Source organism: Sphaerochaeta globosa str. Buddy, from assembly GCF_000190435.1.
Classification (GTDB): Bacteria; Spirochaetota; Spirochaetia; order Sphaerochaetales; family Sphaerochaetaceae; genus Sphaerochaeta; species Sphaerochaeta globosa.
In genome coordinates this window covers 37,809-52,215 of record NC_015152.1, presented here as the reverse complement: position 1 = coordinate 52,215, position 14,407 = coordinate 37,809, and the positions used below count along the sequence as shown (strand labels likewise).

Annotated in this window: 9 protein-coding genes and 1 pseudogene; 3 read left to right on the top strand and 7 right to left on the bottom strand. The window is 51.4% G+C overall.

What is annotated here, in order from left to right; genetic code table 11:
- Positions 1 to 63 precede the first annotated feature (63 nt).
- Together SPIBUDDY_RS00215 and leuS are read left to right on the top strand one after the other, a co-directional pair.
- Positions 64 to 1,329 (top strand): hemolysin family protein, encoded by a 1,266-nt coding sequence (locus tag SPIBUDDY_RS00215; protein WP_013605741.1) that lies wholly within the window; start codon positions 64 to 66, stop codon positions 1,327 to 1,329.
- Positions 1,330 to 1,367: 38 nt separating this feature from the next.
- Positions 1,368 to 3,884 carry a leucine--tRNA ligase gene (leuS, locus tag SPIBUDDY_RS00210; protein WP_245523788.1) on the top strand — a complete coding sequence of 839 codons (2,517 nt, stop codon included), beginning with the start codon at positions 1,368 to 1,370 and terminating at the stop codon, positions 3,882 to 3,884.
- A gap of 103 nt (positions 3,885 to 3,987) precedes the next feature.
- On the opposite strand, the gene SPIBUDDY_RS00205 is transcribed toward leuS, so the two are convergent.
- The 5 genes from SPIBUDDY_RS00205 to aroF all read right to left on the bottom strand — a co-directional run bounded on the left by SPIBUDDY_RS00205 (position 3,988) and on the right by aroF (position 9,105).
- Positions 3,988 to 4,464, bottom strand: a complete 477-nt coding sequence (locus SPIBUDDY_RS00205) for a hypothetical protein (RefSeq protein ID WP_155816017.1) — start codon at positions 4,462 to 4,464, stop codon at positions 3,988 to 3,990.
- Positions 4,465 to 4,660: 196 nt separating this feature from the next.
- Positions 4,661 to 5,869: an L-serine ammonia-lyase gene (locus SPIBUDDY_RS00200; RefSeq protein ID WP_013605738.1), complete on the bottom strand. Its 1,209-nt coding sequence runs from the start codon at positions 5,867 to 5,869 to the stop codon at positions 4,661 to 4,663.
- Positions 5,870 to 5,912: 43 nt separating this feature from the next.
- Entirely contained in the window at positions 5,913 to 6,602 is a 690-nt protein-coding gene (locus tag SPIBUDDY_RS00195) for a hypothetical protein (RefSeq protein ID WP_172634173.1), read from the bottom strand.
- Between the two features lie 48 nt (positions 6,603 to 6,650).
- Positions 6,651 to 7,193, bottom strand: coding sequence for a DUF4416 family protein (locus SPIBUDDY_RS00190; protein WP_013605736.1), 543 nt, complete (start codon positions 7,191 to 7,193; stop codon positions 6,651 to 6,653).
- A 1-nt stretch (position 7,194) separates the two neighbouring features.
- Positions 7,195 to 9,105 carry a 3-deoxy-7-phosphoheptulonate synthase gene (aroF, locus tag SPIBUDDY_RS00185; protein ID WP_013605735.1) on the bottom strand — a complete coding sequence of 637 codons (1,911 nt, stop codon included), beginning with the start codon at positions 9,103 to 9,105 and terminating at the stop codon, positions 7,195 to 7,197.
- Positions 9,106 to 9,177: 72 nt separating this feature from the next.
- On the opposite strand from aroF, the gene SPIBUDDY_RS00180 reads away from it, so the two are divergent.
- Positions 9,178 to 9,846 (top strand): endonuclease III domain-containing protein, encoded by a 669-nt coding sequence (locus SPIBUDDY_RS00180; protein WP_245523787.1) that lies wholly within the window; start codon positions 9,178 to 9,180, stop codon positions 9,844 to 9,846.
- Here SPIBUDDY_RS00180 and metF read toward each other — a convergent pair.
- A pseudogene (gene metF / locus SPIBUDDY_RS16355) lies at positions 9,843 to 10,796 on the bottom strand (methylenetetrahydrofolate reductase [NAD(P)H]). The gene SPIBUDDY_RS00180 and the pseudogene metF overlap by 4 nt on opposite strands.
- Before the next feature lie 4 nt (positions 10,797 to 10,800).
- Positions 10,801 to 14,316, bottom strand: a complete 3,516-nt coding sequence (gene metH, locus SPIBUDDY_RS00170; protein WP_013605733.1) for a methionine synthase — start codon at positions 14,314 to 14,316, stop codon at positions 10,801 to 10,803.
- Between the last annotated feature and the right edge of the window lie 91 nt (positions 14,317 to 14,407).

The following is a 14,407-nucleotide window of genomic DNA, read 5'->3' as shown; positions in this document are numbered from 1 at the left end:
GTTACCTAGTACAGGGTGTTCAGACGAACACTCGCTCTTTTTATATGTGGGCAGGGGGTGTACATGCAAGTACAACTAACTGCCATCGTAATTCTGCTGTTGCTTTCCGCTGTATTCTCAGCGATGGAAACAGCATATACCTCCCTTTCATTTGTACAACTGAAGATACTGGAGAACCGAAAAACCCGCTCAAGCAGACTTGCCTACAAGCTGAGCCAGGACCGTGATGCCCTGCTTACTACAGTCTTGGTTGGCAACAATGTAGTGAACATTTCCGTATCCGCCTTGGTGACCACGTTTGCCATCGAGTTCTTTTCAAGCCAAGCGGTTGGGTATGCCACCGGTATCCTTACCTTGGTGATTCTCATTTTCGGGGAGATTACCCCCAAGCAACTCGCCTTGATGCACAACATGAGGATAGCCGTCTTCATGGCATATCCCATCCGGTTTATTTCAATCCTTCTCTTTCCAGTAGTTTGGCTGCTCAGACTTTTATCTTCTCTGATCACTCGTCTGTTCGCCTCCCATACAGAGCCGTCCATCACCACCGAAGGAGTGATGCACATGGTGGATGCAGCCGAAAATGAGGGCTTGGTGGATCAGTATGAGTCCGACCTCATGCAGAGGGCCATCCACTTCAGCGAGACACAGGTGCGTACCATCATGACCCACCGTACCGACGTGTTTTGCATCAGCGATGAATTGACGATCCGCGATGCATTCCCTTCCATTGTGAAGTCGGGATTCAGCCGTGTACCGGTGTTTCACAAGAGCGCGGAGAATATCATCGGCATTGTACTGGTTCGCGATATCTTGCGCGCCCAGCTGGAAAAGCGCATGGACAAGAGCATCAGCTCAATCCTCAGACAACCTATTTTCGTCCCTGAGCAGATGCATTTGGACGATGTGTTTTTCCTGTTCAAGAAGGATAAGCTGCAGCAAGCGATAGTCTTGGATGAATACGGCGGTTTCAGCGGTGTTGTGACGATGGAGGACGTAGCCGAGCAGCTCTTCGGTGAACTCTATGACGAGCATGAACGGAGGTTTCCCGACAGAATCGTCGAGCGCGAGCAGATGCCCGGCACCTTTCTGGTTATGGCCGACACCCCATTCCAACAGTTTGTTGATGAACTGGACCTTCCTCTCGATCATCAGAAGCAGAGAATTTCAACAGTTGCTGCGTATGTCTTGGAGCTGACCGGTGACATTCCCCAAGAGGGTGAAGTTGTCCAGTCTCCAACGGGAACCTTTCGCATCATCTCCATGAAGGGAAACAGAATGGAGGCTGTAGAATTTTCTCCAACCATCGATGATGGAACCCTTCTGTAGCGTTGACTGAAGCGTGATGCAAAGGTATGATGGCTCCCATGAGCAAATATCCCTTCCATGAAATAGAAACAAAATGGCAAGCATACTGGGACGAGCATCAGACTTTTGCCGTCACCGAAGATCCAAGCATCCCCAAGGATAAGCGGGCGTATGTCCTGGATATGTTCCCCTATCCCTCCGGGGCGGGACTTCATGTCGGACATCCTGAAGGATATACCGCTACCGACATCTACTGCAGATTCCTCAGGATGAGAGGCTACAATGTGCTCCATCCCATGGGGTTCGACTCTTTTGGCCTGCCGGCGGAGAACTATGCGATCAAGACAGGTACCCACCCAAAGGCAACCACCGAGAAGAACATTGAGAACTTCCGCAAGCAAATAAAGAGCCTTGGCTTCAGCTATGACTGGAACCGCGAGATTTCAACCCACAGCAGCGACTACTACCGCTGGACCCAGTGGATTTTCATACAACTCTTCAACAAGGGCCTCGCCTATGAATCCCACACCCCGATCAATTGGTGCGGCCAGTGTAAAACAGGTCTTGCCAATGAGGAGGTAAAGGATGGAAAGTGTGAACGGTGCGGAACGACCGTCGTTCGCAAGAATATCCGTCAATGGGTGCTCAAAATCACCGAATACGCAGACAAGCTGCTATCCGATCTGGACAGTGTAGACTGGCCTGAATCGGTCAAGCTCATGCAGCGCAACTGGATCGGCCGCAGCGAGGGAGCCTCGGTATTTTTCAAGGTTGATGAAATCGATGCCCAGCTTGAAGTCTATACAACCCGTGCCGATACGCTCTATGGAGCAACCTATATGGTCGTCGCCCCTGAACATCCGCTTGTCTCCCAGCTGACCAAGGTCGGACAGAAAGCGGCCGTTGAGGCCTATCTTGAGGCAAGCGCCCGTAAGAGCGACCTCGAAAGAACCGATTTGGCCAAGGACAAGACTGGTGTATTCAGCGGCAGTTATGCGATCAACCCAGTCAACGGCAAGCGCATTCCGATTTGGATTGCCGACTATGTATTGATCAGCTACGGAACCGGTGCCATTATGGCCGTTCCCGCCCACGATACCCGTGACTGGGAGTTTGCCAAGAAATTCAACCTGCCCATCATTGAAGTGCTCAAGAGCGAAGTCGATGTACAGACCCAGGCTTGGACTGAGGATGGAATTCATGTAAACAGTGATTTCCTGGACGGCCTGAACAAGGAAGATGCCATCGAGGCGATGCTTGCCTGGCTTTTGGAGCGCAAACTCGGGTCAAAGGCAATCAACTATAAGCTTCGCGACTGGATTTTCAGCCGCCAACGCTACTGGGGAGAACCCATCCCCTTGGTACACTGCCCCACCTGTGGCACGGTTGCCGTCCCCATCGAAGAACTTCCCCTGCTGTTGCCTGAAGTAACCAGTTACGAACCCAGCGGCACGGGCGAAAGCCCGCTGGCAAAAATTGATGAGTGGGTCCATTGCTCCTGTCCGGTTTGCGGCGGGGAAGCAAAACGCGAAACCAATACCATGCCCCAATGGGCGGGTTCCTGCTGGTACTACCTGCGCTATCTCGACCCAAAAAATGCAAATGAATTCGTCTCCAAGGAAATGGAAGCATACTGGATGCCCGTCGACCTCTACGTCGGGGGCGCCGAGCACGCTGTACTGCACCTTTTGTATGCCCGATTCTGGCACAAGGTACTCTTTGACCTCGGTTTGGTTTCCACTTCCGAACCGTTCAAACGCCTGGTAAACCAGGGTATGATCACCAGTTATGCTTTCCAGCGCAAGGACAAGAGTCTGGTTCCGACCGATATGGTCGAGGAACAGAGTCCCGATGTCTTTATTGAGAAGGCAACCGGCGAAACGTTGGAACGGGTCATCGCAAAAATGTCCAAGAGCTTGAAGAACGTCATCAATCCTGACGAGATCATCACCGAATTCGGGGCTGACTCCATGCGCATGTATGAAATGTTCATGGGACCGCTGGAGGTCTCAAAACCTTGGGCCACCACCGGTTTGGTTGGCGTGTATCGGTTCCTCGACCGAATCTGGAGACTTTTTGACGAACGGGAAATCACCGATGCAGAGCCTGATGAGGAGTTGAAGAGAACGCTTCATAAGTCGATCAAGAAGGTCACGTACGATACAAATTCCCTGAATTTCAATACTGCGATCAGCCAAATGATGGTACTGGTTAATGAACTGTACAAGATTGAGATCCTGCCTCGAGAGGTTGGAGAAACCTTGGTCAAACTGCTTGGCCCGTATGTTCCCCATCTTGCCGAGGAACTGTGGGAACGGCTTGGCCATAGTGGAGGACTTTCAACGGTAGCTTGGCCTGCATATTGTGAGGAATTTACCATCGACAACCAGATCGAGATGGTCTTCCAGGTAAACGGTAAAGTACGTTCAAAGGTGACGGTCCCCAAGGGACTCGGCAAGGACGAAGTCCTGTCCATGGCCAAAGAGGATGAAAAGATGAGGAACTGGCTCGAGGGCAAGACCATTGTCAAAGAGATTGTAGTTCCTGATAAGTTGGTGAACATCGTAGTAAAGTAACTGAGAAGCAATTCACCTGAAACAGCCACGTACGAGGAAACTCATACGTGGCTTTTTTTATTTGTAGGCGAATTGGAACATTGGCAGCGAAAGAATGTATTGATTACTTCTCCAGAACCAGATTTACCCTGAGCGTACTGAAGCACAAAGTCTTTGTGCTGCCCAAGGGGCGCACCAAGCGAGCCCAGAGCCGACCGATGGGAACCTCTTCGTGCAACTGGCCTTGTACACGATAGAGAAAAGGTTCAGAACGCTCGAAATCCAACCCTCGTTCCGATACCAACTGGTACATGACCACATCCGTTTGAGACAAAAGAGGGGTATGTTCGATAAAGACTCTGCCAAAGCCTGGATGCTTGGCGACCAACGTTAGGTCACAAATGGGAATAAGAAGGGATCCATCGTTTCCATTGGAGGCGATGGGCTCAACTACGATAAGAACATCCGTAGAAGGTGTCTGCAACGTAATGGCTGCTTGGAGTGAAGAAGGTACAAAGAGACATAGCAGGACTATGAGCATACTAAAGAATGCCGCCTCGCGAGCTTGTGACCTTTGGTAGTCCCCTGTTCTCATTTTCATACTTACTTTGTACAGTAGCCTAGGCTAAAAACCTATGTCAAGGGTTAAACTATACGCGTAGGGTATTTCCTTGGAAAAATCGAAATCCAAGGAAATTGCTTGCATATCATGCTAGGAATAAAGCGAAGTATTTTTTTCTTATATAGTAAAATAGATTTATTGTAGAATCATACTTAATCTTGTGACATATCAAAGCTTATCCAAGTACTTTTGCCAAGCCGCCTTTGGAAGTCTCGCGGTATAGGGAGGGAAGAGCCTGTCCTGTTTCCATCATCACTTCAATGACACTGTCAAAACTCACTTTGTGCCGTCCATCACCGAGCAACGCATAGGAGCAGTGGTCCAGAGAGCGCATGGTAGCCAATGCATTGCGTTCGATGCAGGGTATCTGCACCAGACCGCGCATAGGATCGCAGGTAAGCCCCAAATGGTGCTCAAGGCCCATCTCAGCAGCATATTCAATCTGATAGATGCTGCCTCCCAGCAGGTGTGTTGCGGCAGCTCCTGCCATGGCACAAGCAACACCGATCTCGCCTTGGCAACCGACCTCGGCACCGCTGATCGACCCATTGGTCTTCACGACATTGCCGATGACGCCTGCTGTAAGCAAAGCCCTGAGTATTTTCACTTTGGGGAATTTATACTGTTTTGCCAAATAATAGAGGACTCCGGGAAGGACGCCGCAGCTGCCGCACGTAGGGGCTGTGACGATCAAGCCACCGCCGGCATTCTCCTCGCTTACTGCAAGGGCATAGCTTAAGGCGGAAGCGGTACTTCCCAACGGACCGGAGAATTCAGTAGCTTTGGAGTTGTATTGGCTTGCCTTGCGCGGCAGCTTCAGCCCGCCGGGCAGTACTCCTTCAGCGTCCAAGCCTCGCTCCACGGCACTGCTCATGACATTCCAAACCTCTTCGATGTAGGTCAGAATCCCGGGCCCTTCGAATTGGAGAGCGAACTCCCATAACTGCAGGCCTTCCTCCGAGCAATACTCAAGAATCTGTTTCATCCTGGAATACTCTTTGGGATAGACTATCTTTGAAGCTTGTTCCTGCTCACCTTCGACGATAATTTTCCCTCCTCCGACACTGTAGTACGTCTGCTCATGCACAATTTCATTAGCCTCATTGTAGGAGCGGATGGTCAGAGCATTGGGATGAAAAGGTTTCTCACTGTCGGGATACCAAACAATCTCTACTTCCTTACCGGATTTTGCAAAAATTTCACGCAGGGCCTTGTCAGTCAAATGTCCTTTTCCGGTAGCTGCAAGACTGCCATACAAGTCTGCCTCATAGCGGGGGTAATGAGGGTACAACGAAAGGAAATGGGTGGCCGCAGCACGCGGTCCCATGGTATGACTGCTGGAAGGGCCATAGCCGATCCGAAAGAGTTCTCGAAGGGATTCCATAGCCAAACTCTATCGGTTTATCCCTAAAAAGGGAAGGTGTTTTCTACCAGAGCGGCGCCTTGGAAAGAGAAGTGTAAAATCTCTGTTGCTTGAGGTCTGCAAAGAGGGTCAGACATACTTGCTGTTCTTGGTTCCACCAGCGTTCTACGAGTCCTTCCGCCTCAAGGTAGTGCGTATCGTTGCACAGAAAATAGAAAGAACGCTCTTCAGCTCGTTCGCTGACCCAATACCCATAGGGAAGGTCTGCAAGCGCAACAGCAAGCTTAGGCTGCAAAGTCATACTCTCGTGATCGAGCTTCCCGTTGAGAAGGTCCAAGAGCAAATTGGACGTATCCAACAACGAAACCTTCAGGGCCAAGTCGGCCAATTGCCTGCCGTTGAGATTCTCAATAGCCTGGGCGTTGTAGGCATAGGCATCCAGTAAGAGGCTGGCCAACTGTCCCTGTTGCTGGGTCAAAACGACCGGCAAGTCACAGCCCGGGTAGTAAAACCCTCCATAAGGAAAAAGATTCGACAACGGATACGCGCAAAAGACAGTAAGTCTATCGCGCTTGACAGGAGTGCTTATGCTCGTTACTCCGCCTTCGAGGTATACCTTCTGCAGCTCTTTTGAGCCGTTGGTGGCAACGAGGGTATGCCATAGAGGGCGGTGGCTGACCTTCTTCCAAGGATGCTGATCAGCAATCACAACGTCTATGCGCCTCTCATACAGGGGATTTGAGTCACAGCTCACGCATAGGGGAAAGAGCAGGCAGATGTATACTAACCATTTCACACTACCTTAGGGGCGAAGATAGCCTTCCTGCTTCAGCTGCTCATGGTAGGCTTTCCTGAACAGGACAAACAGATGCTTCACGTCCTCACTCTGATAATCGGCATAGGTCCAACTGAATCCGTGGAACCCGCTGTTCTCATACTGCAGCGTCAACTCGGCATATATGCCGTCCATAAGGGGAATGCGATGCGATCGATTCTTGGTGGTTGCAAGTATGAGATTCTCCAGGGAGAGCAACCCAGGATCGAGATTCACACGACGACCTTCATCAACCCGATACAGCTCCTCAAGTGCGTTGGTCTCTATCTTGATCGCACTCAACCTTGCCGGATCGACCAACGTCTTGAAACGTAGGTAACACCGATAGGGCTTGGTCCCCATCTCTTTGTCGTAGTAATCGGTAAAGGTGAACAAGCCTAGCGGGCTGATATACAGAATCGGACCATACAGGGACTCTAGACGGGAAGTTACCGGCTCAAGCAGAGCCGGATTTTGTAGCAGCACCCCCATGACCAGACATCGGGGAATGAAGGTAGAGCGCCTTCCCATGTTACAAGTTGGACGTAAACGTCCCAAGCACCCGTACCGACAAACAGAGCTCCGAGAGTTCGGCCAATGCCACCTCAAATGCACCGGTCTCTCCGAGTTCAGTCTCCACGAAGAACGAATACTCCCATGGCTTACCCGGAATCGGACGGCTTTCCAGTTTCTTCATGTTCAGGCCGTGCTTGGTCAATACCAGCAGTGCGGAGAATAAGGAACCGGGGCGATCGGGAACGGTGAATCGGAGCGAGGCACGGTTGACGGGGGCAGAAGAACGATAAACGGCACTGCGCTCCTCTCGGCAAATAATGTAGAAGCGGGTGTAGTTGCGGGGGTTGCTCTCAATTCCCTCTGCCAGAATCTCCATCCCATACACTTTTGCAGCAGGAGCTCCTGCAATGGCGGCTTTGGTGGGATCTTTTGTCTCTTTTACATAGGCAACCGCTCCAGCGGTATCAAAGAAAGGAATAGCCTGGGCATAGGAGATTTCATGGTTGAGATATTCAGTACACTGGGCAAGGCCTTGGGGATGGGAGTAGACTTCGCGAAGGCTCTCCTTCTTCGAGCCGGGGAGGCCGATGAGATTATGGATGATCCGAATCTGCTGTTCGCCCACCACCTGAACAGCCTGATGGCGGTCAAGCAGGTCCAAATTCTCATAAATGGTTCCTCCCAAGGTGTTTTCCAAGGGAATCATCCCATAGGCGACTTTGCCTTGCAGCACCGCTTCGAACACATCGGAAAAGGATTTGCAGGGAAGCACATCCGTAGACTCATCAAATGCCCTGCGTATGGCAAGCTCGCTGTAGGCACCCCGCTCTCCCTGGAAAGCAACCACCAGTCGGTCGGTTGCAACGGAGGCTTCCGTCTTGACGGACAGTGCGGCTGAAAGCATGCGGGGAATACGTTCCAAGGATTTACCGACTACGGCACTGAGGGCCTGAAGGTCCCGCATCAACTTTTCAAACTGGGAGGGATACAGCGACTGAGGTCCGTCACTGAAGGCTTTTTCGGGATTATTGTGTACCTCGACGATCAGACCGGAAGCTCCGCTGGCAATCAGGGCCAAGCTCATCGGACTTACCAAGTCCCGTAGGCCCGTGGCATGGCTGGGATCGCCGATAACCGGTAGGTGAGTCATCTTCTGCACCACCGGGATGGCTGAGATATCCAACGTATTACGGGTCGCCCTCTCGTAGGTTCGGATGCCCCGTTCACAGAGCACAATCTGGTCGGTACCGCTAGCCATCAGGTATTCGGCTGCCATCAACCATTCCTCAATCGTGGCACACAGGCCGCGCTTGAGCAGGACCGGCATGCCTGTTTTTCCGACAGCCTTCAACAGTTCAAAATTCTGCATGTTCCTTGCACCGATTTGGAACATATCGATATATTTGGTCATCATGGGAGCGTCGGAAGGGTTGACGATTTCGGTGGTTACCGGCATGCCGTATTTCTCACCTGCTTCCTTGAGATACCGCAAGCCCTCTTCACCCAAGCCCTGGAAGGCGTAGGGACTGGTACGGGGCTTGAAGGCACCACCACGCAGGATTACAGCCCCGGCTTCCCGTACTGAGGCAGCAATGGTCATAATCTGTTCACGTGACTCAACGGCACAAGGACCGGCAATAATGGCAATTCGATTGCCACCAATCTTCACCTTGCCGACGGTTACTATGGTATCCTCTTTTTTCAGCTCACGGGAGGCTAGCTTGTAGGGCTTGCTGATGGGAACGACATTCGCTACCCCCTCAAGCAACTCAACTTCACGGATGTCGAGTGTACTCTGCCCGACCGCACCGAAGACAGTCTCTTCCTGTCCAACGATTTCCTTGACGGTGTAGCCCTTCTCAACCAGAAAGGACCTGATGGATTCTTTCTGCATTTCGCTGATTTGTTTCTTCAATACGATTATCATGAAAATACGCTAGAACGTAACCTTAAAAAGGTCAAGGGAGCGTTGCTTTTTTTGTCATAGCATGGTACCAGAATGAGCATGGATGAACAGTATTGGGATACCCTATTTCATCGATTCAGAAGCACCATCGAGGCCGAAGGCCACATACTTCCTTCAGTATCGATAATTGCTGAACGAGAGAACGACCCCTATAAGGTGCTTATAGCCACCCTCATCTCCTTAAGAACCAAGGATGAGGTAACCCTTATTGCAAGCGAGCGGCTCTTCAGGCTTGCCAAAGACCCGTATGCCATGGTTTCCCTCGCAGAAGAAGCCATCCAGAAAGCCATCTACCCTGCAGGGTTCTACAAGACCAAAGCTAAGAATATCCGATTGATTTCTGAAATCTTGATCAGCAGATACAACGCAAACGTTCCGGATACCCAGGCGGAATTGCTTACCCTTCCGGGAGTGGGCATCAAGACTGCAAACCTCACCCTGAACCTGGGCTACCAAATTGATGCCATCTGCGTAGACTGTCATGTTCATCAGATTGCCAACCGCCTTGGTTGGGTGGAGACAAAAACTCCCGAACAGACAGAGCAAGCGCTGCAACTCGTCATGCCCAGAAGATTCTGGATACCACTCAATGAACTCTTGGTACGGTATGGACAACTCATCTGCACCCCGGTCAGCCCGTTTTGCAGCAAATGCCCGGAAGTCGAACGCTGTCCGAAAATCGGGATAGTACGAAGCCGCTAATAGCAGGAACGAACTACGTTTGCTACCGAATCGGCCTTTCCCAGGGTATAGAAATGTACTCCGGGTACTCCATGTGCAAGCAAATCCTTGGTTTGAAGAGAGCACCAGTGCACTCCGATCTCGCGAATCTCCGAGAGCTTGGTTGCCTTGGAGAGCAATTCGACCAACTCTGAGGGCATATCGACATGGAAAGTCTGGGGGATGGTAGCCAAGTCACGTTTGCTGCCGATCGGCTTGAGACCGGGAATGATGGGAACGGTTATGCCGGCTTTTCTGCAGTCCTCTACAAAACGGTAATAGACAGTGTTGTCGAAGAACATTTGCGTAACAATGTATTGGGCACCTCAATCCACCTTATGTTTGAGCATCGCCAAATCATTTTCCAGGTTTGGAGCCTCTGCATGCTTCTCCGGATAGCCCGCCACCCCTACACAGAAATGAGTCTTCTGGGCATTCTCAAGAGACTGGTCCAAATAGTTCCCTTTGTTCAAGCTAATGATTTGGGTAACCAATTCGCTGGAGTGTTCATAGCCGCCCTTGACCGGGACAAACCGTTTCTCCGCATTGGGAGGATCGCCGCGAAGGGCAAGAATATTCTCGATTCCCAGAAAGTTGAGCTCGACTAAGGCATCCTCAAGCTCGTCACGGTCCATACCCCCGCAGATCAGGTGGGCTACCACCGGAATGTTGAACGTGTATTGGATCAAAGCCGAAAGGGCGATGGTCCCCGGTCTCTTTCTCACAGTCCGGCGCTCCAAAAGGCCGTCGCCCCGCTCGAGGTAGACCACTTCCTGCTGATGGTTGGTGACATTGATGTAGGCAGGCTCAAAGAGCGAGAGCTGGCGTACCGTTTCGAGCAGCGTCTGGGCATCACCACCCTTTAGGGGCGGCACGAGCTCAAACGTGAAAAGAGGCCGTTTTGCTTCTTGGAGTATGTCGATTACTTGCATACGATCAGTATTCCATACCACTGAGCAGTGTGGCAAGCATCTGAGCTGATACCCCTTTCCGTTTTGCATACAGGCTATACTGCTCTTCACTGACTTGCTTCAGACCAAAATACCGCAGGTTCTCTCCTCCGATAAGCATACCACACACCGATGAGGGGGGATCCATGGCGAAGCTTTCAGTCAGCCGGACGCCGATGTTCTGGGTAGCATCCAAGAGAGAGAATAGCGTTTGTTTCTCACTGTGGTCGTTCCAAGAGGGGTAGCCCGGAGCAGGTCGGATGAACGAGAGTTCGTCGGCTTCCCAGGCCTGTTTCAGTAGATTCTCTGCAGTTTGGGCCAACACTTCGGCAAGGCGGTCGCCCAAAAGCTTCAGTGAAAATAGCTGCATGGTATTACCCTCAGCTTGAAGCTGTTCCAAATAGGGAGCTAGAGCAAGCGAAGAGGTGGACACAAACAAGCCGACGGTATCGTCTGTGGCAATCATATCGGCTAGGCATAGGCCGCTCAGCTCATCACGCAGGAAATAGAACGATCGTTGTCCAACGCGTACCTCCAGCCGATCGCTTGAAGCGGGAAACAGACCATAGACAATGCTGCATCCATGTTCAAAGAGTGCACAAATCTCCGGCTTATCAAGAAGCTCTTTCGCCTCCTCTATAAGGTTTCTTCCTTCCTGGCTTTCAAACGGCACCTTCCAGGCAGAACAGTACATGCGCCAATTGATGTGGGCACTAAGATCCTTCAGGCAAAAGTCAGTCTTGGTAAACACCCCGTAGGAGGCTGCTTTGCTGCCCTGTTGCTTCTGCTTACTCTGGATCAATGCCTGCTCATACCCGGAAGTGGTTTTTTCCTTGAGAGGAAGCTCATGGTCCTTCCTGAGCTGCTGATACGTAGTTCTTACCTCATTCTTATAGGCTAGGCTTTGCGGCCCCACCACCTGCTTGGCAGCCAAGGCCATGGCGGATGCATCCTTGGTCTGGATGACGGCCTCCGAGTAAAGCACAGAGAGTTTGACTGCCGTATGGATTTCGCTGGTGGTAGCACCCCCTACAAAAATGGGAAGGGAGGAACCCTTTTTCTCAAACAGTTTGATAACCGTTTCCATCTCCTTCAGCGAAGGAGTGATAAGGCCGCTCAATCCGACCAAGTCAGCCTTATGGCGGATGGCCGCTTCCCAAATAGCTTCAGGGGGAACCATGACTCCCAGGTCGATCACCTCAAAGCCGTTGCAACGAAGAATCAAATTAACAATGTTCTTGCCGATATCATGCACATCGCCCTTGACCGTTGCCATCACCGCAACAGGTTTCTTTTGACTACCTGTTTCGTTGGTATTCAGTTCCAAATACTCAGTAATCCTCGGTTGGAGGATATCGACTGCTAGCTTCATTGTCCGAGCACTACGTACCACTTGAGGAAGAAACAGCTTGCCCAAACCAAAGAGCCGACCTACTTCCTTCATACCATCCATCAGCGTTCCTTCTACCAGGGTCAGGGGGTTCTCCCCCTCCAGCTCTTTCAAGTCTGGCTCTAAGTATGCGTGGTCTCCAGCAAGAATGGCATCAAAGAGCCGCTGGGAAGCACTTCGCTCCCTGCGGTCAGCTTTCTGCAGCTGCGGCTTCTCATCCTCCTGCATTTCGAGGGCTAAGGCGATGAGGTTGGCCCGGATAGTGGACAAATCCCCATCCTCGGCAAGAAGGGCTTTCTGGATGATGGTGCGTGTCTTTTCATCCAAGCTCTCGAATGCAATGAGTGAGGAGGGATTGATGATCGCCATATCCAGCTCTGCAAGTGAGAGAAAAACAGCGTGCATCGCTGTTCGAATCGCATCATTGCCCCTAAAGGAAAAGCTAAGATTGCTCACCCCTCCGCTGGTATGGCACAAAGGATAGAGCTTCTTCAGAGCCCGGGTCGCGAGAATGAAATCACGGGCATAGGTGTCATGCTCCTCAATACCGGTCGCAATGGACAATACATTCGCATCGAAAATAATGTCCTGTTCCTTGATTCCCGAAGCGGTAAGCAACTCGAAACTTCGCTTTGCTATAGCCATTTTTCGTTCAAACGTGGCAGCCTGTCCCTCTTCATCAAAAAGCATGACCACCATGGCATGTCCATACGAAGAGACCTGCTTGGCATGCTGGATGAAGATTTGTTCTCCTTCCTTGAGGCTGATGGAGTTGACGATGCCCCTGCCTTGTACTTCCCCAAGGGCCGCCTCAATAACCGACCAATCGGAGGAATCGATCATTATCGCCGCCTTGCTCACCGAAGGGTCGCCGGCAATGTGGCGCAGAAAGGATCGCATGCTGATTTTTGCATCGAGCATGGAGGCATCCATACAGATGTCCAGCACCTGGGCTCCCTCTTTGACCTGTTCACGGGCGATGGCTAGTGCCTCTTCCCATTTCCCTTCCTTGATGAGACGGGCGAATTTTCGAGACCCGGCAACGTTGGTGCGCTCCCCGATTACCAGCAAGGAGTGTTCATCGATGGATATGTCATCGAGGCCGCTTAGTTTCAGATTCTGGTTTTCTTGGGGTTTGATCCTGCCCTTTGCCTGTGAGGTTGCAGCCTTGAGAGCGGCGATATGGGCAGGGGTGGTTCCACAGCATCCACCCAGAATATTTAGCTGCTGCTCCTTAATCGCTCGAGCGAGCTGGGCTGCCATACCCTCAGCTGAAAGGGCGTAGGCCCCTTCCTTATCAGGGAACCCTGCATTCGGGTGCGCTGAGACAAAGAAGGGGCATAGAGCATCCAGCTGTTCTATGAGGGGAAGCATTTCATCCGGTCCTGTGGAACAGTTCAGTCCCAGACTGAACAAGTCGAAGGAGCTGAGACTGGTCACAAAGGCCTGGAGGGTCTGACCACTGAGCGTCCTTTGGCTTTGGTCGCTGAAGGTAACGCTGACCATGATCGGGAGGCTCCGGTTCTCCTCCTTCATGGCATCCTGACAGGCAAGGATGGCGCTCTTGGCGGCAAGGGTGTCAAACACAGTTTCGATGAGAATCAGGTCAACACCAGCTTGAACCAGAACACGGGCTTGCTCGAGATACATTGCATGAAAATCAGCAAAATCACTCTGCCTATAGGCAGGGTCCTCTACTTTTGGCGAGAAGGAAAGCGAGCGGTTGGTCGGGCCAAGAACGCCTGCGACAAAAGCATATCCTTCATTGTTGGCTTCGAAGTCGGCTGCGGCTTCCCGGGCAATTTCACAAGCAGCCTGATTAATGGTTTGAACGTGGGCTTGCAGTCCATACTCAGCCAGATTGAAAGCATTTGCGCAGAACGTATTGGTCTCGATAATGTCGGATCCAGCCTCAAGGTATTGTTGGTGGATGGAGAATAGTATCTCACCGCGGGTAAGATTGAGCACCTCATTGCACCCATAGGCAGAGAGGCCCTCAAAGGTGAAGTCCTCGATTGCCAGACCTTGACTCTGAATCATGGTTCCCATCGCCCCATCAAGCAGTACGATCCGCTGTGACAGAAGACTCTTCAGGTATTCTGTTCGGTTCATCTCGGTCTTTACCTCCAACGGCAATGCATGGTCAAGGAGTATAAGATTGCCTAAAACCTGAATATGCTTTCAAAATTACTACACATAATGT

Bases quoted from the DNA above. Each gene is read 5' to 3' on its own strand.
- SPIBUDDY_RS00215 (WP_013605741.1), top strand. From the start codon at position 64: ATGCAAGTACAACTAACTGCCATCGTAATTCTGCTGTTGCTTTCCGCT.
- leuS (WP_245523788.1), top strand. From the start codon at position 1,368: ATGAGCAAATATCCCTTCCATGAAATAGAAACAAAATGGCAAGCATAC.
- SPIBUDDY_RS00205 (WP_155816017.1), bottom strand. From the start codon at position 4,464: ATGAAAATGAGAACAGGGGACTACCAAAGGTCACAAGCTCGCGAGGCG.
- SPIBUDDY_RS00200 (WP_013605738.1), bottom strand. From the start codon at position 5,869: ATGGAATCCCTTCGAGAACTCTTTCGGATCGGCTATGGCCCTTCCAGC.
- SPIBUDDY_RS00190 (WP_013605736.1), bottom strand. From the start codon at position 7,193: ATGGGAAGGCGCTCTACCTTCATTCCCCGATGTCTGGTCATGGGGGTG.
- aroF (WP_013605735.1), bottom strand. From the start codon at position 9,105: ATGATAATCGTATTGAAGAAACAAATCAGCGAAATGCAGAAAGAATCC.
- SPIBUDDY_RS00180 (WP_245523787.1), top strand. From the start codon at position 9,178: ATGAGCATGGATGAACAGTATTGGGATACCCTATTTCATCGATTCAGA.
- metH (WP_013605733.1), bottom strand. From the start codon at position 14,316: ATGAACCGAACAGAATACCTGAAGAGTCTTCTGTCACAGCGGATCGTA.